Below are 21,091 nucleotides of genomic sequence, written 5' to 3' on the forward strand. Positions count from 1 at the left end.
GAGTCAGGTTCGCGCTTTTTGCGAACATGACTCGCCACTCGGAACGTGCGCCATCAGGGACTCGAACCCCGGACACGCGGATTAAGAGTCCGCTGCTCTAACCAACTGAGCTAATGGCGCCGGTTGACGTCGTAGACATTAGCACCAGGATCGGGGGCAGGAAAAATCGAAATCCGTACCGCGGCCTGCGCACTCGCGCGGGCCGCCCGGACGCACGCCCAGCGCATGACCTCGGGGCCCGGCAGCCAGGGGTGACGGGTGTCGGGGGCGACCACCCAGCGGGACTCCTGGCGCTGGTCGGGCCGGAGCGCGGCGTGGGTCGTGGGGGCCGGTCCCGTGACCGCGTCGCCGACGCCGTGGTACAGCAGCGGCGGCACCGCGGGGCCCCACTCCTCCCAGTGGAGGAGGGACGGCAGGCGCTGGGCCGTGCCCGGCGCGGTGAACAGGAGCATGCGGCCCCGGTGCGTCGCGACGGGACCCGACCCGGGCCCCTCGGACCAGAGTCCGTCTAACATCCGCCGGCCAAAGATCGCGGGAACGTTCACCACGTCGAAGACGGATCCGCAGGGGAGGACGACGGGGGCCGTGGGCCGCGCCTCCCAGTGGGCGAGCGTGGAACGGGGGTACGCCCCGGCCGAGGCGAGCCAGGCCGCGCCCTCGGGGGTGACGTCGCAGATGTCGAAGTGATCACGCGCGCCAGGGGCCGTGGCCGAAGGGGCGTGGGGGGAGTACGGAGGCGTCGCGGTGCTCATGCCTCATACATCTACAGGGGGTGAGGGGGCGATTGCCAAGGGTTGCGGAAAATCGGGACAGGAGGGGGCGGGGTGGAGTATCTTGCCCACTGGCATATGCCAAATGATCATTACGGCCCCATGGTGCGGTCCCGACGCGGCCCTCGTCACATCGTCCGCTCCTTGGCCCCGCGCAGCAGGTCACGGCCGAACTCGACCATCTTCTTCGCGTAGTCCTCGGTCCAGTCCGCGCGCTCCGCGATGTCCGCCGTGGTGAGCCGGTCGAAGCGGCGCGGGTCGGCGAGCTGCGCCGCGGCGACGGCCTGGAACTCCATGGACCGGTCCGCCGCGGAGCGGAACGCGTGCGTCAGCTCCGTGGCCCGGGTGAGCAGGTCGCGGGGGTCCTCGATGGACTCCAGGTCGAAGAAGTGCTCCGGGTCGGCGGCGGCCTCCGCGGGTTCGAAGATCAGCGGGGCGGGTCGCAGCCGGGGCTGATGGGTACGGTCGGGCTCCGCCATTTTGCGGCCTCCTGTTGCCGGGGTGGCCCGCGGTTCGGTGTCGGGCCACCTTCCATTGTCCGTCGGGCCGCAAGAGGGCGGGGGGCTCCGCCCGGGACCCGGTTGAAAGATCGGGGCTCTGCCCCGGACCCCGCTGCTCAATCGCCGCAGGGGCTTGAGCAGCTCAGGCGGCGCTGGGGCCGGGGTGGTGGATTCGGTGTTTTGACAGGCGGGACAGAACCGAGTGGTTCGCCTCCCAGCCGTCCGGGAACTTCACCGTCACCCCGAGCTGCACCGGCTCCGCCGACGGGTGTTCGTCCAGGAGGTCCGCGACCCCGGCCCGGCACACCACCACGCACGCGTGCCGATGCCGCGACGCGAGGACGCAGAGCCGGCCCGTCTCCAAGTGGAACGCCGTCGCGTCCGGGCGTCCTGACAGCGGGTGCAGGACGACGGTGACGTCGAACTCCCGGCCCTGGAGGCGGTTCGCCGTGTCGACGGTGACGTCCTCCACGCCGAGTTCCGCCAGCGCCGCCCGTACCGCCGCCGCCTGGTCGCGGTGCGCCGTGCCGACACAGATCCGCTCGGCCGTCAGCGGGCCCCCGCCGGACTCGGAGCGCGTGACGCCCTCCCGGTCGAGCAGCCGCCGGACGACCAGGGCCACGGCCCGCACCGCCTCCGGGTCGGTGCGCGGAGTGTGCGCGGCCGGCAGCTCCAGCAGGCCCCAGCCGGAGGCCGCCGCCTCGTCGATGACCCGGTCGGGGCCCGAACCGTCCGACGCCACGCGGAAGTTCAGCTCCCGGTCGCCCTCGTCCGTGCCGCTGCGGAACGGTGTGTACGGGTAGAAGGCGTCGGAGACCAGGGGAGCCGCCGAGGCCGGGAGCCGCCAGGAGACCGGGAGCCGGTGCTGCGGAAGCTCCGGGTTGTGGGCAAGCAGCGTCGACACCGCCGAGGCCGACGGATCGTAGGACAGGCCCGCCCACTGCTCCGCCCCGACGATCGAGAACGGGTCCAGCTGCCCCGGGTCGCCCACGAACAGCGCCCGCTCGAACAGCCCCGCCACGGCCAACAGGGCGTCGGAGCGCATCTGGTACGCCTCGTCGACGATCCCGTGCGGCCACGGCCCTCCCGCGTCGGAGGCCTTGACGTGCGCCCACTTCGCCGCCGTCGAGACGACGATCGGCAGCGGGGCCAGATCGCCCGCCTTCGTCGACAGACGGACGGTCGGCAGATCGTCGAGCGCCTTGTCGTACGCGTCCGGGTCGCTGCTGTGCAGCCGGCCGACGGCGAGCTCCGGGTTCTTCGCGTGGAGGCGGAGGACGAGGTCGTCGACCTGCGCGTTCGTCTGCGCCACGATCATCAACGGGCGGCCCGCGTCCGCCAGTTCGAGCGCCGCTCGCACCACGAGGGTCGACTTTCCGGCGCCGGGAGGGGAGTCGACGACGATGCCGCGCGCCGTGCCGTGCAGGGTGTCGTGGAGGATGGCCGCGGTGGCCTGCCCGGCCGCGTCGGACGGGCTGAGAGCGGTGGTCGGCGTGGTCACAGAACGTCCTCCGAAGTGACGGTGTCGGGAGCCTCCGCGCCCGTCCCCGGCGGGCCGCCGTGCGTCCACGGCGTCTCCTCCGGTTCCGGCAGCTTGGGGCCCCCGCGCTGCTCGTGCTCGAACAGCGTCCAGCACACCCGGTCGCCCTTCTCCGGCAGCGAGCCGTCAGCCGGCTCCTTGCCGCGGCCCATCTTGTCGAGGATCCGCAGCACGACCACGGCGGTGTCGCCCTCTTCGTGCTCCACGAACTCGGCCGTCTGCGGCTTGCCTTCGAGGGAGCGGTACACCTTCACGCCCACGCCGAGGCGCGGGGTGTCGTCCGTGCGGAGCGTGACGAGCGGGCGGGGCCGCTTCTTCTCGTTGTACGCGGGAACCACCTCGGTCACCTCGCCGGCGAACGCCTCGCCCGAGAGGCGGCGGCCCGCCATCACCAGCGGGTCGTCCAGCGCCTCCTGCGCGTCCAGGCGGGCCTGCTCGCGCTCGCGCGTGGCCAGCTTGTTCGCCGCCGTCACCGCGTCGTCCCGGCGCGGCTGCGGGGGCTCGCCAGCGGTGACCCGGTCGCGGTGCCCGGTGAACGACCAGCGGTCGCGGGTCCAGCGCTCCGCCGCGTATCCGCCCTCGGGCAGCGTGCACAGCTGGTCGAGGCCGCGCCATACCGCGTCCCACGTGGGCCGCGTACGGGACTCGACCAGGGCGTGGATCTCCCGCTCCGCGGCGGTCAGTTCGGCGAGCCGGCCCTCCGCCTCGACCGCGTCGTCGGCGGCCGCGTGGCGCGTGCGGGCCTTGTCGTAGCGGTCGATCGCGGGCGCCAGCAGCTTGTTGTCGAAGGCCGGGTCCGTGGCCGGGCCCGCCGGCGGGCAGAGCAGCTGGCCATGCCTGTCACGGTCCAGCTCGGCGCTGAGCGCCGCCGCCGCGCCGGACGTGCCCTCCGGCGCCTCGATCCAGGCGAGCAGCGCGCCCAAGTGCTGGTCCTCCAGGCTCGACTGGCCCGTCGCCCAGTGCCGCGACAGCAGGTCCGTCATCGCGAGGAGCAGCGCGGATCCCGGGACCCGGGCGCGCTCCCCGAAGTGCGTGAGCCAGCGGCCGAGGAGCGGGACGTGCGGCGGCGCGGGGTAGGGCGCCTCCGGGTCCTGCTCCGCGGTGCGGCGAAAACGCATGGAGCGACCGAGGAGGCGGACGAACTCGATGCCCGCGCGGCCCGGCACGATCAGCTGCGGGGCGTCCGCGCACAGCTCGACCTCGACCTTGACCTTCTTTCCGGTCTCCGCGTCGACCTCGCTGCGCTCGGCGGCCTCGACATCGGCGGCGTACGTGTCGATGTACGGCAGAACCTCGTCGGCCAGTTGCGTCAGGAACGCGAAGCGGAGGTCGCGGTCGCGGGGCTGCGGGACGACCAGGAGGCGCGGGGACGTGCGCTCGGTGCCGACGAGCGCGCCGAGCGGGGCGCCGGTCTCACCCGCCGTCGTGAGCGGTACGAGGACCAGCGGCCGCTGGGACAGATGGCGGTGCCGAACGGTGGCCGTGGGCTGGGCCCTTCCCGTCGCGGTGGCCTCCAGCCGGGCCAGGTGGTCGATCAGGCTCACCGGTGTGCCTCCCGTTCAAGCCTCTGCGGCGATTGAGCAGCGGGGTCCGGGGCGGAGCCCCGAGAGGTGTGGGTCAGCACCGCGCACCGCCGAGAGCCTCGTCCCGCAGCTGCGCCGCACGGCGCAACGCCGCCACCGCCGGGTCCGACGGGTCGCCCGCCTCGCCACGCGCAGCGGCAAGCACCTCGTCGACCGTGGTCAGCGAGCCCAGTTCGGCGCGCAGGGGGCGGCCGAGCGAGGTCACCGCGCCCTCCCCGCGCGCGTGGTCACGGCAGTGGAACGCCAGCTCGCACGCGGCCAGGCACTCCGGCGCGTACGTCGCCGGCACCGCCTCGACGGCCGCCGTCAGCTCGGCCTTGGGCAGCTCCGGGTCGAAGACCGTGCCCGGCGGGAGCGCCGCCGCGATGTCCTCGACGCGGGTCAGACGGTCCAACTGGCGGCGCGTCACCGAGCGTTGCTTGCGCACGTCGACCGCCGACGCCGCCGGCAGGTTCGAGAAGTCCTTCGGGCACACGAGCACGATCCGCTGCCGGACCCGCACCTCCGCGTCCGGCATCCGCGCCGCGACCTCCTCAAGGGCCAGCACGTACACGGCTGCCTGGCGGGCCGCCGCGCCCACCTTCGACGCGTCCGCCGCGCCGTCGATCATCGGGAACGACTTGATCTCGACGACCGTCCAGCTGCCGTCCGGATGCACCACCACCGCGTCCGGCTCCAGGAACGCCGGGCTGCCCGCCACGTCGAGCGCCAGCATCGGGTGGTCGAGGAACGTCCAGAACCCCGGCGACTCGACTGCCTCCCGCAGGGCGAGCGCGGTGCGCGCCGTGCGGCCCTCGGGGCCGATCGCCGACAGGTCCGGGGACCGTACGAGCTCGGGGGTCGGCTCGGGAGCGGCGCCGTCCTCCCTGCCCAGACACGCGTGGACGAGCTTGAGGAGCTCCGAGCCGCCGTCCGACTTCACCCGCGCCTCGAACACATTGCCGCGGGCCAGGGCGAACTGGGACTGGCCGAACGAGGACGGTGAGCCCAACGCCTCCGCTATGCGCGCCTTGTCGACCCCCGCGCCGTCCAGGAGTGCCCGCCTACGGCAGCCCGGGTTCGCCGCGAGCGCGGCCAGGGCCCGGGCGTCCAGCGGACGCGGCGGATGGTCCGGGCCGCGCAGTTCAGCGAGCCGGTGCCGCAGCCCCGTCGCCGCTGTCCTGCGACCTGGCTGCCTTGCGCTGTCGGGGAATTCGCTCACCCGGGAAAGTCTGGCACTCTCCACTGACAATCGGGGCTCGCGTGGCGGAAGGGGAGGCCGGCGTTCCCGCGAGCACGCCGTACGCCCGGTCCTTCAGGCGCGCCGCGACGAGCCGCACCGGCTTCGTCAGGGCCAGGCCCACGGCCATCGCCGCGACCCCGGCGAGCGCGTCGAAGAAGTAGTGGTTGGCCGTGCCCATCACGATGACCGTGGTCATCAGCGGGTACGCGACGCCCAGCGCCTTCACGTACGGGGAGCGGGCGTGCCGCCACACCAGGATGCCGCACCACAGTGCCCAGCCGACGTGCAGGCTCGGCATCGCCGCGTACTGGTTCGTGAGGCCGCCCATGCCCTTGGGGGCGCTGGCCGCGCCGCCCCACCAGCCGTACGAGCTGTAGTGGGCCATCGTGTCGACGAAGCCGTGGCTCGCGGCGAGCAGCCGGGGCGGGCTGGTCGGCAGCAGGACGAAGCCGATGAGGCCGATCATCGTCGAGGTCATCAGCCAGGTGCGGGCCGTGCGGTAGATCTCGGCGCGGCGGCGGAACAGCCAGATGAGGACGATCGGCGTGACCAGATAGTGGAGCGAGGCGTACCAGAAGTCGGCGGGGACGCCGAGCCACGGTTCGCGGGTGAAGAGACGGTTCAGCGGGTGCTCGAGGTTGAGGTGGACGGCCTGTTCCGCCCGGAGGATCGCCAGACCGTGGTCGACGGCCTCGTCGACGTCGCCACGCGCGAGCAGCCGGCCCGCCGAGTACGCGCCGTACACCAGGAGGATCAGCGGCAGTTCCGTCCACCAGCGGAGCCCGGCGCCGGGTATCGCTTCCGTGCGCGGTGCCTCGTCGGTCTGCGCCATGCGGGCCGCTCCCCCTCTTCGCTCGTGCGGCGGCCTCCGGCCACAGCTTCACTCTACGGTGTACAGGTGCACATGGGGCCCTGCGTGGGCGACCCCTGACCCTCCTAGACGCAGCGATCATGCTGCGGGTTGCCCGCTGGGCGGCCTCCCTGTGGGTTGCGCGATGATGGACGTGGCGATCCTTCCCGCTCGCCCTATGTTCACCCTTGAACCCTTGTAGTTGCTTGTAGTTTCGAAAGAGGCCTCCTCATGGCACCGCGCATCCTGTTGGCCCGGCACGGACAGACCGAATGGTCGCTGTCCGGACGGCACACCGGGAGGACGGACATCCCACTCCTGGAGGAGGGCAGGCGCGGCGCGAAACTGCTCGGCGAGCGGCTGGGACGTGCGCCGTACGACGGGCTCGACGGCGTCGAGGTCCGGACGTCCCCCCTGGTGCGCGCGAGCGAGACGTGCGAGCTCGCCGGGTTCGGGGAGCGGGCGACCACGTGGGACGCGCTCATGGAGTGGGACTACGGGGCGTACGAAGGGCTGACGCCGGCGCAGATCCAGGAGCTCAGGCCCGGCTGGTTCATCTGGCGGGACGGGGTGCCGGAGGGCGAGTCACTCGCCGAGGTGACGGCGCGGGCCGACGAGGTCGTGGAGTGGGCGCGCTCCGCCGACCGGGACGTTCTGGTCTTCGCCCACGGCCACATCCTGCGGTCGATCGGGGCGCGCTGGCTCGGCTTCCCGCTGGACTTCGCCGCGCGGATCCGGTTGAACCCGACGTCGTTGTCCGTACTGGGATGGGCCTACGGCGAGCCGGCCCTGGAGTCGTGGAACGAGACGGGTCACCTGACGGCGGGCTGACCGGCTCTCGTGCGGGTCGGCCGCCTCACACGGAGCGGCGTGACTCCGCGTGGGCGGCCAGGAACGTCGAGACGCCCGACGCGCGGCGGTGCGGCAGCAGGACGCGGGCCGTCGTGGCCAGCATGCCCTCGATGCGGGAAGAGCGGACGTCCCGGAGGAGTTCGAGGGTGCGCAGGCCCGCGGAGGCCGATTCGTCGGGTTGGCCCGCGCGCGCCAGGTCGTCGGCCAACTCGGCCGTGTAGAGCGCCATGTTGCGGGTGAAGTGCGGGTCCTGGAGGGCCGCCGCGCGCCGCGCGTGGAGGGACGCGCGGTCCCAGCCGCCCAGCGCCGACCAGCACTGCGCCTCAAGGCCCTCCAGCTCGGCCTCGCCGTAGAACGACATCCATTCCGGATCCGCGTCCGACGCGCCCCGCGCGAACAGCGCCTGCGCGCGGGCGAGGGAGCGTTCGCAGGAGGGCTGGTCGCCCAGGCCCGCCCAGCCGCCCGCCTCCCGCAGGGCGAGGAGGGAGAGCAGGCGGGGGGAGCCGAGGCGGGACGCCACGCGGGCCGCCGCCTGCGCGGCGCGCACCGCCTCGCGGGGGCGCCCCGCGTCGCGCGCCAGGAACGCCGTGTTGCAGAACGCGTGCGCCTCCAACGCCTCGTCGCCCGCGACCCGCGCCGTCGCGAGCGCCTCCGCGTAGTGCGAGCGCGCGTCGTCGAAGCGGCCCGAGTCATGGGCCAACCAGCCGACGGAGATGGCCAGTTCGCCCGCCCCGGCCTGCAGTCGCTCGGTAGCCTCGCGCTGGCCCGTGCCCGCGTCGAGCAGCTCGAAGGCGGTACGCAGCGGGGCCGAGGCCCGCCGGTACAGTCCGTCGGCGCCGTGCCGGTCGTCGAGCAGTCGGATCCGCCGGATCGCCTCCTCGACGGCGCCGATCCCGGCCCGCGCCGGATGCCGGTCGAGGTCCGCGGGAAGTGGGGGGACGCTGAAGGGCGCCAGGGTGGCGACGGCCACGGTGGCCGTCGAGCCGGTCATGCCGGTCATGAATGCGCGACGTCGCACGTCGCTCTCCTTGCTTGCTACGAGTTCTGCGTGTTGTGCGTGTTCTGCGTGCCACGGGTACTCCGCGTCGGCGGTGGTGGCGGCGGGGCGCGCACTCCGGCCACGTACCGCAGAGCGGGGTGCGAACCCGAGGTCCGCGAGGGTCCGGCCCGGGAACATGTGCCGGAACACCCGCTCGTACGCGTAGTTGGGGCAGCGGATCTCGCCGGCCTCCACGCGTCCGATGTAGCGCGCGTCGCAACTGACCCGCTCGCCGATCTCCCGCGCCGCACGCCGCACCGCGGCCGCGAACTCGCCCGGCGAGCGCTGACCACGCAGCTCCCTGAAGGCGAGGTTCGGCCGTGGAGACTGCGGCGTCGAGATGTCCGAGGCGATCGGCGACGACGTCATGAGCGGGTCCTCCCGTGCGAACCGTGCCGGACGGCAGGGAAGTTGGGGACGCCCGGCTCCCGGGAGGGGGAGGGCTGCCGCGACTTCCTTGTTCCGGCGAGGCTCGAAGGTACCGGCTGTCACGGGCCCGACACGCTGGGTTTGGCTACAAACCGGATATCTCACCCACGATCCGCCATGAACTGCCATCCTTTGCGGCGGCGTGCCGCCGTTGCTGTTGACAGCGTGTGCGCGTTGAACCATGCGGCGAATCCCCACGAGCGAGGAGGGGTCGACGTGTTGAACGCGTCCCAGTCCATGCTGTCACTTCCCACGACTCCCACGACGGTGCGGCATCGACCCAGCGAGGAGTACAGCGCGCCGCCGCCCGGCGACTGCGATCTGGTCACCGTGCCGGCCCGGCAGGGCCTCGAAGCGGTCGACATCCTGCGCCGCGGCTGTGCGGAAACGGTCGGCCCGGTGCTGCACGACGGGGGCGGCGACACCCTCGGCTTCCTCGTCCCGCCCGGCACCGCAGACGGCTGGGACGTGCCCGGCAGCGACTGCACGCACACGCAGGGCCGCGGCCTCGCGATCGGCGTGCGGGCCGACCCGCCGGTCGAGGGCACGGGCTGGCTGCTCCCGCCGGACCCCGCGGAACGGCCCACGGATCTGGTCACCGACCCCACGGTGCTGCGGGCCGCGCTCGACGAGGCGGCACGCATGATCGAGGCGGCGGACAACTGCCGTTGAGCCGAACCGTGCGCGGCCGTCGATAATGGCCGAATGGCAAGGTCACGAGGCAAGCAGGAGCGCGGGCGTGCGGGGCGGGAGGCCGTGGTCGAGAAGGTCGACGGCGGGCTCGCCGAGCTGGTGCCCGACCGGGACCGGCCGGCCGGCTGGACGCTGCTCGTGGACGGCGCGCCCCAGTCCCACGTCGATCTCGACGACCCGGGGCACCTCTCCTTCGAGTACCAGCGGCGGATCGGGCATGTCATCGATCTGGCCGCCGAGCGGGGGCGGCCCGTGCAGGCCGTGCACCTCGGCGGCGGGGCGTTCACGCTGGCCCGCTACGTCGCCGCCACCCGGCCGCGCTCCACGCAGCAGGTCGTCGAGCGTGACGGGGCGCTGGTCCAACTCGTGCGCGGCGCGCTGCCGTTGGATCCGGGGCAGCGGATCCGGGTGCGGACCGCCGACGCCCGTGAGGCGCTCGCCAAGCTGCCCGACGACTGGGCGGATGTGCTCGTGGCCGACGTGTTCAGTGGGGCGCGCACGCCCGCGCATCTGACCAGTACGGAGTTCCTGACGGAGGTGCGGCGCGTGCTGAGGCCCTCCGGGACGTATGTCGCCAATATCGCGGACGGGCCGCCGCTCGCGTATCTGCGGGGGCAGATCGCCACGGCGGCGGTCGTCTTCCCCGAGCTCGCGCTCGTCGCCGATCCGACGGTGTTGCGGGGGAAGCGGTTCGGGAACGCGGTGCTGGTCGCGTCCGCGGTGCCGTTGCCCGTGGCCGAGCTGACGCGGCGGGCGGCGGGGGATCCGCATCCGGGGCGGGTCGAGCACGGTAAGGAGCTTGCGCTCTTCACGGGTGGGGTGGGGGCGGTCGTCGACGCGTCGGCGAAGGCGTCTCCGGCGCCGCCGCCGTCGGTGTTCCGGTAGCCGCGGCCCCGGCCACGGGACTCCGCCCCGGACCCCGCGCCTCAATCGCCGGCGGGGCTTGAGCGGCTCACTTGAGTGGCTCAGTAGTTGGCGATTTCTACTGTTGGGGTGTGGTCGTGCCAGGTGCAGAAGGCGGAGACCTTTTTGTCGCCCGAGGTGAATTCGACGCGGATCCACGTCGGCTGCTTCCACACCTGCACGGACCAGCCCGCCGCGGGTGTCGCGGAGACGAGGGTCGCCGAGGTCTTCTGGAGGTCGAAGACCGCGCGCCCGCCGGCCGTCGAGTAACTCTTGACGGAGCCGGAGGGCCGTGGGGCCGGTGACGTCGTACGGGGGCTGGGCGAGGGGGACGGCGTCGTACGGCTCGGGGACGGCGACGGCTTGCGCGTCGACGCCGACGGTTCCGGCCGGTGCGTCGACGAGGACACCGGCGGCTTCGCGTCCGGCTCGTGCTGCGTGGCCGCGACGGGCAGCGCCTGCGGCGGGTCGTAGACCGTGCCCGCCATCACCGTGTGCACGCCCCACCACGACAGCGTCACCGCGGCCCCGGTCGCGAGCAGCCACGCGCCGCCGTGCACCAGCCGCCGTCGGGCGGGGTGCGGGCTGTGCGGCGTCCGGGGGCTCTCAGGCATCGCGGGCCATACTGCACCACACCCGCCCCGGCTGTCCCGCGAGGACCACAGTCACCCGGAAGCGGTACGGAAACCGCCGGATGGCGTACGGTGCCGTCCCATGGCAAGTGTGCTCGTGGTCGAGGACGACCAGTTCGTACGCTCAGCCCTCATCCGGCACCTGACCGACGCCGCGCACACCGTGCGCAGCGTCGGCACTGCTCTGGAGGCGCTGCGCGAGGTCGCCCATCTCCGGTTCGACGTGGTGATCCTGGATCTCGGTCTGCCCGATCTCGACGGGGCCGAGGCGTTGAAGATGCTGCGCGGGATCACCGACGTACCCGTGATCATCGCCACTGCGCGGGACGACGAGACCGAGATCGTGCGGCTGCTGAACGACGGCGCCGACGACTACCTCACCAAGCCGTTCTCGCCCGAGCACCTGTCCGCCCGGATGGCCGCCGTGCTGCGCCGCTCGCGGGGGAACACGGGCGCCGAGCCGCCCTCGCGGGTGATCCGGGTGGGTGGGCTCTCCATCGATCCCCTGCGCCGGCAGGCCGAGCTGGACGGCTCGCCGCTGGATCTGACCCGGCGCGAGTTCGATCTGCTGACCTTCCTCGCGGGGCGGCCCGGCGTGGTCGTCGCGCGCAAGGAGTTGCTCGCCGAGGTGTGGCAGCAGTCCTATGGGGACGATCAGACCATTGATGTGCATTTGTCGTGGTTGCGGAGGAAGTTGGGGGAGACGGCCGCTCGGCCGCGGTATCTGCACACCCTGCGCGGCGTCGGTGTGAAGCTGGAGCCACCGGTATGAGGTGGGCGCTGGTGAAGGTGTGCCTCGCCGTCACGACGATGGTCGTGGTCGCCTTCGCCGTCCCCCTCGGCCTCGTGATCAAGGAGATGGCGCGGGACCGGGCCTTCTCCAACGCCGAGCGGACCGCCGCCGCCATCGGCCCCACCCTCTCCATCACCACCGACCGCGACCAGCTCGACCGCGCCCTCGCCACCGCGCAGACCGGCGGCGAGGACCGGATGTCGGTCTACGTCCCGGCCGGGGGCGGGCACGAGGCGATCCGGCTCGGTGAGCAGCGGGTCGGCCCGGAACGGCTCGACATCCGGCAGGCCACCGTCGTGGACGTGCCGGGCGGCTCCGTGTGGCTCCAGCCCATCGCGGTGAGCACGGGAAAGATCGCCGTCGTCGAGGTGTACGTGCCCCAGGACGAGGTCACCAATGGGGTGACGACCGCGTGGGTCGTGCTCGGCGGCGTCGGCATCGCGCTGATCATCGGGTCCGTGGCGGTCGCGGACCGGCTCGGCGGGCGGATGGTGCAGCCCGCGCAGCGGCTCGTGGGCGCGGCGCACGACCTCGGCGACGGGAAGCTCGGGGCGCGGGTGCCCGAGGACGGCCCGACCGAGCTGCGGCTCGCCGCCGTCGCGTTCAACTCGATGGCCGATCAGGTCGTTCAACTACTCGCCAATGAAAGGGAGTTGGCCGCCGACCTGTCGCACCGGCTGCGGACCCCGCTGACCGTGCTGCGGCTCAACGCCGCCTCGCTCGGGGACGGGCCCGCCGCCGAGCAGACCCGGGCCGCCGTGGAGCAGCTGGAGCACGAGGTCGACACCATCATCCGCACCGCGCGCGAGGCGAAGCCGCAGACGGCGGCGGCCGGGCCCGGCGCCGGCTGCGACGCCGCCGAGGTGATCCGCGAGCGCATGGACTTCTGGTCGGCGCTCGCCGAGGACGAGGGCCGCAAGGTGCGGGTCGCCGGTGTCGACCGCCCCGTACGGATACCGGTCGCCCGCGGCGAGCTGGCGGCGGCGCTCGACGCGCTGCTCGGCAACGTGTTCCGGCACACCCCGGAGGGCACCGCGTTCGCGGTCGACGTGCACCGGGCGGAGGGCGCCGTCATCGTGCTCGTGTCCGACGCGGGCCCCGGGATCGCCGACCCGAAGGCCGCGCTGGCCCGCGGCACGGACGGCGTCGAGGTCGGCTCGACCGGGCTCGGCCTGGACATCGCGCGCCGGGTCGCCGAGTCCACCGGCGGCGACGTGCGGATCGGCTCGTCCGTGCTCGGCGGCACCGAGGTGCGGATCTGGCTGCAGCTGGAGGGGTACCGGCCCAGCGAGGGTCGCCGCCGCGGACACGGACGGCGCGGCCGGGAACGTAAAGGATTGGTCCCTACCTTTAATCGGACCCGATCCCTCACTTAAGCCAACCCTAAGATCCTCAACGCCCGCCACAGTTGGCCGAATTGCCGGTTTGTCGATCGCTAGCGTGCTGCCACAGCCACCCCCCACGTAGACCTAAGGCAGGCACGCGATGAGCAGCAGCACGCACCGGCGCAGGATCAGCGGCAGGAAGAAGGCGGTGGGCGGTGTCGTGGCCGCCGCCCTCGTGGGCGGCGGGGCGTTCCTCTTCGCCTCCGGCGCGTCCGCCGAAGTGACGGCCACGGGCGCCGGCTTCGCTCCGTACGTCGACACCTCGCTGACCCCGAAGTTCGACCTGGTCGGCTCCTCGAAGGCCACCGGCGTCAAGGAGTACAACCTCGCCTTCATCACCTCCGGCGGCGACTGCGCGCCGAAGTGGGGCGGCGTCACCGACGTCGGCAGCGACGAAGTCGCCGCGCAGATAGGCGACTTGAGGTCGGCGGGCGGCGACGTACGCGTCTCCTTCGGCGGCGCTTCCGGCACCGAGCTGGCGCAGGCCTGCTCCTCGGCCTCCGACCTGGCGGCGGCGTACCAGAAGGTCATCGACCAGTTCGACCTCACCAAGGTCGACTTCGACATCGAGGGCGGCGCGCTGCCCGACACGGCGAGCAACACCAAGCGCGCCGAGGCGATCGCGAAGCTCCAGAAGGACAATTCCGACCTGAACGTCTCGGTGACGCTGCCCGTGATGCCCGAGGGGCTCACCCAGGACGGCGTGAACTTCCTCAAGAACGCCAAGGACAACGGCGCCTCGCCCGACCTCGTCAACATCATGGCGATGGACTACGGGGCGTCCTACAGCGGCGACATGGGCGACTACGCCGAGCAGGCGGCGACCGCGACGCAGGCGCAGGTGAAGTCGGCGCTCGGACTGTCGGACGCGGACGCCTGGAAGGCCGTCGCGGTCACCCCGATGATCGGCGTCAACGACGTCTCGTCCGAGGTCTTCAAGGTCGAGGACGCCACGCAGCTCGTGTCCTTCGCGAAGGAGAAGGGCCTCGGCGGCCTGTCCATGTGGTCGGCGACCCGCGACAAGGCATGCGAGGGCGGGGCCGCCGACTCGGCGCAGCCGACGTGCAGTTCGATCGAGCAAGAGGCGAACGCCTTCCAGAAGGCGTTCGCCTCGTTCGACTGACCCCTGGGCTCACGCCTGCGCGGTCCGCCACTCCTCCGCGTAGTCGTTGAAGATGCCGCGCAGATGGTGGCCGATCTTCAGGTAGTCCAGGTTGTCGAGGTTGGCCAGCGAGACGCGGACCGACCACTCGGGGCCCTCGAAGCCGCCGCCGTTGAGCAGCACCACGCCGGTCTGCTGGGCGAGCCGGAACAGGGCGTCCACCGGCTCGTAGTTCTTCTCCAGGAACTGGGCGAACGACGCGCCGTGGACGCGCTCGGCCTCGGCCAGGAGGTCAAGCTCGATGTAGTAGGCGGCCCGGTGGGGATCCTCGTGGATCTTCATCTGGGCGCCTTCGAGGAGCAGGTCGAGGCGCTGCTGGACGATGGAGCGGATCTTCTCCTTGTACTGCTGGCCCTCCTCCAGCATGTTGAACAGGGAGAAGAGCGACATCATCACCTGTTGCGGCAGCGAAAGGCCCGCCGTGTGGTTGAGCGCCACCTGCCGGGAGTCCGCGACGAGCCGGTCGATGAACCGGATCTTCTCCGGCTCCAGGGTGAGCGAGCCGTACCGCTTGTTGAGCCGGTCCTTCTCCTCCTGGGGGAGCTGGGCGATCCGCTCGTCGATGACGTTGTCGTCGTGCAGCCCGATGACGCCGAGCCGCCAGCCCGTGCACCCGTAGTGCTTGGAGTACGAGTAGACGAGCAGCGTGTTGCGCGGCAGGTCGGCGGCGATCGAGCGGAAGCCCGGGACGAACGTGCCGTAGACGTCGTCGGTGACGATCAGGAGGTTCGGGTTCTTGGACGCCACGATCTCCTTGATCTGGTTCGCGACCCGCGTACTCAGCGCCAGGGAGGGCGGGTTGGAGGGGTTCACCAGGCAGACCAGCTTGATCTCCGGGTCCTCCAGCTTGGCGACCTCCTCCTCCGGGTACCGCCACTCGCGCACGCCCGTCTCGGCGAACTTGTCGGCCGCGATGTACGTGACGTCGAACTCGTAGGTGTCGAGCTCGGGGATCTCGATGTACGGGGTGAAGACCGGGACCATCAGCGCGATCTTGTCGCCCTTCTTCAGCATCCCGTTCTTCATGAGGGAGTCGAAGATGTAGCACATGGCCGCCGTGCCGCCCTCGGTCGCGAACAGCGACAGATTGTCCGCGGGGGCCTTCTTGTCGAACATCTCGTCCGCGATATAGCCGCGCACCACCTGCTCGCCGTGGGTCAGCATCCGGTCGGGCACGGGGTAGTTGTCGCCCGTGATGCCGTCCGTCAGCTCGTGCACCCACTCGTCCTTGTCGAACCCGAAGCGCTGGATGCCGTGCTGCACGCACTGCGCGAGGAGTTCGATGCCGGGCAGGTCCGGGTGGCGGCGTACGAACCCGTCGAAGCGCTCGTACGCACCCTGCTTCTCCGGCATCCCGCCGAGGTTGTCGGCGGTCCACACGCGCCGGGACTCGTCGAGGGCGAAGTAGCCGAGCGCGTAGAACGCCTCGCGGGGCCCGGTGGCGATCCAGTTCGGGTTGCCGCGGCCCGCGTTGAGCATCTGGCGGCTGGACTTCTCCTTCTGGCCCGGCTCGTCGGCCTGCGCCTGCTCGGCGAGGTCGATGAAGATGTTCTTCAGCTCGAAGGGGGAGAGCTGGGCGTACTGCTGGATCTCTTCGCGCGTGAACGTCGTCTTGGTCATGGTGTGTCCTTAAGTGCGGTGCCGGGGCTCAGTGTTGGAGGAGGACGATCACGGCGCCCCAGATGGTGAGGAGCACGTTGCCGACCGCGTACGGGATCGTGTAGCCGAGCGTCGGCACCTGGGAGCGGGAGGACTCGTTGATCGCGCCGATCGCCGCGGTGGTGGTCTGACCGCCCGCGAGTACGCCCATCAGGATCGGGAAGCGGATCTTCTGCACGTGGTGGCCGAAGAGGAAGCCGATGATCAGCGGGATCACGGTGGCGACCGCGCCGAACACCAGCAGCCCCCAGCCCGCGTCGGAGAGCCCGGAGGTGAAGCTCGGGCCCGCGTTGATGCCGACGATGGCGACGAACATGCACAGGCCGAGCGTGTCCATGAACCACTGGGCGCCGGGCGGCACATTGCCGTACGTCGGGTACTTGCCGCGGATGTAGCCGAAGACCAGACCCATGATGAGCGCGCCGCCCGACGTCGACAGCGAGATCGGGACGCCGGACACGGTCAGCGCGGGGATGCCGAGCAGGCCGCCGAGGAAGATGCCGATACCCACCCAGATCATGTCGGTGGCGAACGAGGTGGGCACCGGCTTGCCGAGGGCCGCGCCCGCCGGGTCCACGAGCCGCTTGGGCCCGGTGAGGACGAGCGTGTCGCCGCGCTCGACCTTCGAGGAGAGGCGGTACGGGAACTCCGCGCCGGAGCGGTAGATCTTGTCGATGTAGACGCCGACCATGAACGGCTCGCGCCTCAACTCCGATACGGTGCGGCCCAGTTGGGCCTTCTCGGACGCCACCACGTGCAGCGTCTCCGTCTCGTAGCCGAGGAGTTCTACGTCGTCGGTCTCCATGCCGATGTGGGTGCGGGCGTCGTAGTCGACGAGCGAGCCGCGCAGCGCGCTGACCGCGACGATGTCGCCCTCGCGCAGCACCGTCTGCTGGGTGTGGTCGAGGATCTTGCCGTCGCGGCGCACCCGTGTGAGGTAGATGCGGTGGCCGAGCTCCTTCTGCTGGTTCTCGAAGTCGTCGATGGTGCGGCCGACGATGTCGGGGCGCTCGATCGTGTAGGCCCGAAGGACGACCTCGTAGTAGCCCTCGGCGAGGTCGGGGTCGTTGTCGGGGGCGTCCAACTCCTTGGCCATCAGAGCGGATTCGGCGGCGAGGTCCTTCTTGTAGAGCCTCGGCAGGATGTTGGCGAGCAGCATCGCGCACAGGATGGTGCCGAGCGGATACGTCACCGCGTAGCCGATCGCGACGAGGTTCGCCTCGTGCTTGGCGTCCCCGGAGGACAGCCCCGGCAGGGTGCCGATGGCGTCCTGCGCGACACCGATCACGGCGGACTGGGTGAGCGCGCCGCCGAGCAGTCCGGCCGAGAGCCCGGGACCGTAGCCGAGCATCGCGGCGAAGACCCAGCAGATCAGCAGGCCGGAGACGCAGACGACGACGGCGTTGAGCACCTGCGGCAGGCCGTCCGTCTTGAGACCGCGGAAGAACTGCGGGCCGACCTTGTAGCCGAGGGCGAACAGGAACATGATGAAGAACAGGCTCTTCACCGTGCCGTTGATCTCGACGCCCGTCCAGGCACCGAGCAGCAGGCCCGCGATGAGGCAGCCGGTGACGGCGCCCAGGGCGATGGCCTTGTAGCGGACCTTCCCGAGCAGGAAGCCGAAGGCGACCGTGAGGAAGATCAGGAGTTCCGGATAGGGCTGGAAGATGTTCCGATTGAGGAAGTCGATCACGTTCCGGGTCGTCCTCTCAGTGTCCGAGAATGCCGACGAGCACGGGGCCGGTCAGCGGGAGCAGGAAGTTGGAGAGGGCGTACGTGATCGTGTAGCCGAGCATCGGCACCGATGACTGCGCCACCTGGGTGACCGCGGTGATCGCGGGGGTCGAGCACTGCTGTCCCGCGATGGCGCCGATCAGGAGCGGCTTCTCGATCTTGAGCAGCTTGCGTCCGACGACCAGTGAGATCGTCGCGGGGATCAGCACCATGGCGATCCCGGCGAACGGGAGCAGCGCCCCGTACTCCTTGATCAGCGGCCAGGCCTGCGGACCGGAGACGAGGCCCGTGCAGGCGATGAAGACCGCGAGCCCCATGTCCTTGATCGTCGAGGCGGCCTGCGGCGGGAACGCGCCGAAGGTCTGCGAGCGGGAGCGGAACCAGCCGAAGAGCAGCCCCGAGATCAGACAGCCGCCGCCGGTGCCGAGCGACATCGGGATGTCGCCGAACTTGACCACGACCTGTCCGAGCAGCGAACCGGCCGCGATGCCGAGCCCCAGGTAGATGAAGTCGGTGGCGTCGTTCTTGACGACCGAGCCGATCTTCGCGACCAGCTTGTTGAGGCCCGAACGGGCGCCGACCAGGGTCAGCACGTCGCCGCGCTGCACCAGCGTGTCCGCGTTGGCCGGCATCTCCTGGTCGCCGCGGGTGAGGTCGGTGACGTAGACGCCGTCCCGGTGGAACTCGGGGTACTGCTTCTGCAGCTCGTCGATCGACTTCCCGTCCAGGGCCTTGTCGGTGACCGACACCTGGCGGGAGGCGAGCGGTGAGTCGAGCCCGGGCACGCCCGGCGTCTCGGGCCCGATGAGCCGGCCCGCGTCGATCACGTTCGCCCGGCGGCCGACCAGGAGCACCAGGTCGGAGAGGGTGAGTTCCAGGCCGGGCGCGACGTCGAGGACCTTGCTGCCGCGCTTGACCGCTTCGACGGTGACCCGCTCGCCGAGCGCGGACTCCAGGTCGCCGAGCGTACGGCCGTCGGCGGTCGTCACCAGGTACGTGCGGCCCACCATGCCCGGCAGGGCGGGCAGCTCGTCCGCCTCCAGGCTTCCCTTGCTGCGGGTGCGCTCCCACAGGTCACGGGCGGCGTCGCGCAGGTTGATGCGCATCATCATCGGCATGATCTGGCTCGTGTAGAGCACGATCGTGATCAGGCCGAAGAGGTAGCAGACCGTGTACGCCGTGGCGACGTTTCCCTGGTACTCGGTGATCTGAGCGGCCGTGAGATTGCTGAGCTTGCCGATGGACTCGGTGGCCGTCCCGACCACGGCGGACTCGGTGGCGGCGCCTGCCAGGATGCCGGAGGCCGTGCCGACGTCCAGGTCGAACCAGCTCGCCAGGCCGAGCGCGATGCCGATGACGCAGACCAGCTCGATGGCGCACAACACGAAGAAGCGCAGGGACTTCTTGTTGAGGTTGCGGAAGAACTGCGGCCCGGCCATGTAGCCGAGCGCGAAGATGAACAGCGCGAAGAACACGGTCTTCACGTCGTCGGAGACATGGGCCTTGGTCCAGGCCCCGAGCAGCAGCGAGACGATCAGCGTCCCGCAGATGCCGCCCAACGTCAGCGGCCCCACGCGCAGCTTCCCCACGAGGTAGCCGAGCGCGAGGCTCACGAACAGGACGAGTTCCGGATGGTCCTTGAGTACGCCCATGGCGGCTCAGGTCATCTCATACAGGTGCTTATGACGCATAGACGAAAAATAAGGGCGCCCTCGCGGTGCTGCCACGCGAGCGACGCCCTGAGACGGCGTCACCCGCCGCCCGGCGACGCCAAGGTGCGGCGCGGCGGCCCCCTGAACCGTCGCGCCGCACCCGTTCCCTGGCCTTCTCCTGCCAGGCGTCTACCGGTGCGCGTCCCCGAGCACCGCGTCGACGGCCGGCAGCGCACCGGTGCGCGCCGCCTGGCCGTACCACAGGGCGCTCGACTTGGGCGTGCGCTGCTGCGTCGCGTAGTCCACGTAGACGGCGCCGAACCGCTTCTCGTAGCCGTACGCCCACTCGAAGTTGTCCATGAGGGACCAGAGGTAATAGCCGCGTACGTCGGCGCCGTCGCTGATCGCGCGGCGCACCGCCGCGAGGTGGCCGTGCAGGTACGCGATGCGCTCCGGGTCGTGAACGCGGCCGTCGGCGTCCGGCTTGTCGGGGTAGGCGGCGCCGTTCTCGGTGACGTACAGCGGCAGGCCGCCGGTCTCCCGGGAGTAGCGGGTGATCAGCTCGTGCAGGCCGTTCGGGTCGATGGACCAGCCCATCTCGGTGCGCTCGCCCGGAGTCTGATGGAAGGCGACGTCCTCCGAGCCCGGCCACGGGGAGTGCTCGCTCTCGCCGTGCCCGTCGGCCCGCGGCCCGGCCGGGGCGTTCTCGGCGGCCGACACCAGGGTCGGCGTGTAGTAGTTCAGGCCGAGTGCGTCCAGCGGCTGGTGGGCGGTGGCCAGGTCGCCGTCGCGCACGAAGCCCCAGTCGGTGATCCGGGCCGTGTCGGCGAACAGGCCCTGCGGGTAGGCGCCGTGCAGCATCGGGCCGTGGAAGACGCCGGAGGCCAGGTTGTCGATGCGGCGGGCCGCGTCGAGGTCGGCCGGGTCCTGCGAAAGGGGGCGCACCACCGCGGAGTTGAGGCTCACCGCGATGTTCGCGCGCGGCGGGAGCACGGTGCGCAGCGCCGAAGTGGCGAGGCCATGGCCCAGGTTGAGATGGTGGGCGGCACGCAGCGCGGCGAGCGGCTCGGTGCGACCGGGGGCGTGCACCCCGGAGCCGTAGCCCAGGAAGGCGCTGCACCAGGGCTCGTTGAGGGTGATCCAGTTCTCCACGCGGTCGCCGAGCGCCTCGCCGAGCATCGTCGCGTATTCGGCGAACCGGTAAGCGGTCTCCCGCTCGGGCCAGCCGCCCGCGTCCTCCAGCTCCTGCGGCAGATCCCAGTGGTAGAGGGTCACGAACGGCTTGATGCCCCTGCCGAGCAGCTCGTCGACCAGGCGCCGGTAGAAGTCGAGACCGCGCTGCACGGCGGGCCCCCGCCCGGTGGGCTGCACCCGTGACCAGGACACGGAGAAGCGGTACGAGGCAAGGCCGAGGTCGGCCATGAGCGCCACGTCGTCGCGGTAGCGGTGGTAGTGGTCGACGGCGATGTCACCGGTGTCGCCGCCCGCGGTCCTGCCCGGGGTGTGGCTGAAGGTGTCCCAGATGGAGGGGGTGCGGCCGTCCTCCCGCACGGCGCCCTCGATCTGGTACGAGGAGGTGGCGGCGCCCCACAGGAAGCCGTCCGGGAAGGTGATCGATTCAGGCATGGAAGCGCTCCCATGAGGGTGGGGAAGGGAAAAGGGGACAGGAAGGGCGGGCACGACGGGGTGGCGC

Annotated in this window: 17 protein-coding genes, 1 tRNA gene and 1 pseudogene; 6 read left to right on the forward strand and 13 right to left on the reverse strand. The window is 71.4% G+C overall.

The window, feature by feature from the left end; all coding sequences use genetic code 11:
- Nucleotides 1-46: 46 nt before the first annotated feature.
- From ACP4E5_RS28075 to ACP4E5_RS28105, 7 genes are all read right to left on the reverse strand, one after another.
- A tRNA-Lys gene (locus ACP4E5_RS28075) sits at nt 47-120 on the reverse strand.
- Nucleotides 111-752 (reverse strand): bifunctional DNA primase/polymerase, encoded by a 642-nt coding sequence (locus tag ACP4E5_RS28080; protein ID WP_425833367.1) that lies wholly within the window; start codon nt 750-752, stop codon nt 111-113. The genes ACP4E5_RS28075 and ACP4E5_RS28080 overlap by 10 nt, the downstream gene beginning before the upstream one ends.
- A gap of 146 nt (nt 753-898) precedes the next feature.
- A complete protein-coding gene (locus ACP4E5_RS28085; RefSeq protein ID WP_425833369.1) occupies nt 899-1,249 on the reverse strand; it encodes a hypothetical protein in 351 nt (116 codons plus the stop codon).
- Nucleotides 1,250-1,412: 163 nt separating this feature from the next.
- Entirely contained in the window at nt 1,413-2,771 is a 1,359-nt protein-coding gene (locus tag ACP4E5_RS28090) for an AAA domain-containing protein (RefSeq protein WP_425833371.1), read from the reverse strand.
- The gene (locus ACP4E5_RS28095; RefSeq protein WP_425833372.1) at nt 2,768-4,354 is read right to left on the reverse strand and encodes a hypothetical protein; all 1,587 of its coding nucleotides are present in this window, start codon (nt 4,352-4,354) and stop codon (nt 2,768-2,770) included. Before ACP4E5_RS28095 ends, ACP4E5_RS28090 begins: the two co-directional genes overlap by 4 nt.
- A 73-nt stretch (nt 4,355-4,427) precedes the next feature.
- Nucleotides 4,428-5,594 (reverse strand): hypothetical protein, encoded by a 1,167-nt coding sequence (locus tag ACP4E5_RS28100; protein ID WP_425833374.1) that lies wholly within the window; start codon nt 5,592-5,594, stop codon nt 4,428-4,430.
- Nucleotides 5,518-6,447, reverse strand: coding sequence for a phosphatase PAP2 family protein (locus ACP4E5_RS28105; protein ID WP_425833376.1), 930 nt, complete (start codon nt 6,445-6,447; stop codon nt 5,518-5,520). Before ACP4E5_RS28105 ends, ACP4E5_RS28100 begins: the two co-directional genes overlap by 77 nt.
- Nucleotides 6,448-6,696: 249 nt before the next feature.
- Between ACP4E5_RS28105 and ACP4E5_RS28110 the strand changes: the two genes are divergently transcribed.
- Entirely contained in the window at nt 6,697-7,296 is a 600-nt protein-coding gene (locus tag ACP4E5_RS28110) for a histidine phosphatase family protein (protein ID WP_425833378.1), read from the forward strand.
- Between the two features lie 25 nt (nt 7,297-7,321).
- Here the strand turns inward: ACP4E5_RS28110 and ACP4E5_RS28115 are convergent, their stop codons facing one another.
- Entirely contained in the window at nt 7,322-8,725 is a 1,404-nt protein-coding gene (locus ACP4E5_RS28115) for an NsdA family TPR-like regulatory protein (RefSeq protein ID WP_425833380.1), read from the reverse strand.
- Between the two features lie 297 nt (nt 8,726-9,022).
- Here ACP4E5_RS28115 and ACP4E5_RS28120 point away from each other — a divergent pair, with 297 nt between their 5' ends.
- Both ACP4E5_RS28120 and ACP4E5_RS28125 read left to right on the forward strand, forming a co-directional pair.
- Nucleotides 9,023-9,457 (forward strand): hypothetical protein, encoded by a 435-nt coding sequence (locus ACP4E5_RS28120; protein ID WP_425841711.1) that lies wholly within the window; start codon nt 9,023-9,025, stop codon nt 9,455-9,457.
- Nucleotides 9,458-9,490: 33 nt separating this feature from the next.
- Nucleotides 9,491-10,363 (forward strand): spermidine synthase, encoded by an 873-nt coding sequence (locus ACP4E5_RS28125; protein WP_425833382.1) that lies wholly within the window; start codon nt 9,491-9,493, stop codon nt 10,361-10,363.
- Between the two features lie 80 nt (nt 10,364-10,443).
- On the opposite strand, the gene ACP4E5_RS28130 is transcribed toward ACP4E5_RS28125, so the two are convergent.
- Nucleotides 10,444-10,995, reverse strand: coding sequence for a superantigen-like protein SSL4 (locus ACP4E5_RS28130; RefSeq protein WP_425833384.1), 552 nt, complete (start codon nt 10,993-10,995; stop codon nt 10,444-10,446).
- A gap of 100 nt (nt 10,996-11,095) precedes the next feature.
- On the opposite strand from ACP4E5_RS28130, the gene ACP4E5_RS28135 reads away from it, so the two are divergent.
- The 3 genes and pseudogenes from ACP4E5_RS28135 to ACP4E5_RS28145 form a co-directional block, all read left to right on the forward strand.
- Nucleotides 11,096-11,785 carry a response regulator transcription factor gene (locus ACP4E5_RS28135; protein WP_425833386.1) on the forward strand — a complete coding sequence of 230 codons (690 nt, stop codon included), beginning with the start codon at nt 11,096-11,098 and terminating at the stop codon, nt 11,783-11,785.
- Nucleotides 11,782-13,182 carry a sensor histidine kinase gene (locus ACP4E5_RS28140; protein WP_425833388.1) on the forward strand — a complete coding sequence of 467 codons (1,401 nt, stop codon included), beginning with the start codon at nt 11,782-11,784 and terminating at the stop codon, nt 13,180-13,182. The genes ACP4E5_RS28135 and ACP4E5_RS28140 overlap by 4 nt, the downstream gene beginning before the upstream one ends.
- Before the next feature lie 232 nt (nt 13,183-13,414).
- A pseudogene (locus ACP4E5_RS28145) lies at nt 13,415-14,314 on the forward strand (chitinase); the annotation flags it as partial.
- 9 nt (nt 14,315-14,323) lie between these two features.
- On the opposite strand, the gene ACP4E5_RS28150 reads toward ACP4E5_RS28145, so the two are convergent.
- The 4 genes from ACP4E5_RS28150 to ACP4E5_RS28165 form a co-directional block, all read right to left on the reverse strand.
- Nucleotides 14,324-15,973, reverse strand: coding sequence for a bifunctional aspartate transaminase/aspartate 4-decarboxylase (locus ACP4E5_RS28150; protein WP_425833390.1), 1,650 nt, complete (start codon nt 15,971-15,973; stop codon nt 14,324-14,326).
- A 28-nt stretch (nt 15,974-16,001) separates the two neighbouring features.
- Entirely contained in the window at nt 16,002-17,705 is a 1,704-nt protein-coding gene (gene aspT, locus ACP4E5_RS28155; RefSeq protein ID WP_425833392.1) for an aspartate-alanine antiporter, read from the reverse strand.
- A gap of 16 nt (nt 17,706-17,721) precedes the next feature.
- A complete protein-coding gene (gene aspT / locus ACP4E5_RS28160) occupies nt 17,722-19,398 on the reverse strand; it encodes an aspartate-alanine antiporter (RefSeq protein ID WP_425833394.1) in 1,677 nt (558 codons plus the stop codon).
- Between the two features lie 189 nt (nt 19,399-19,587).
- The gene (locus ACP4E5_RS28165) at nt 19,588-21,024 is read right to left on the reverse strand and encodes a GH1 family beta-glucosidase (RefSeq protein WP_425833397.1); all 1,437 of its coding nucleotides are present in this window, start codon (nt 21,022-21,024) and stop codon (nt 19,588-19,590) included.
- Nucleotides 21,025-21,091 lie beyond the last annotated feature (67 nt).

The organism is Streptomyces fractus (genome assembly GCF_049844455.1).
In the GTDB taxonomy this organism is placed as follows: domain Bacteria; phylum Actinomycetota; class Actinomycetes; order Streptomycetales; family Streptomycetaceae; genus Streptomyces; species Streptomyces fractus.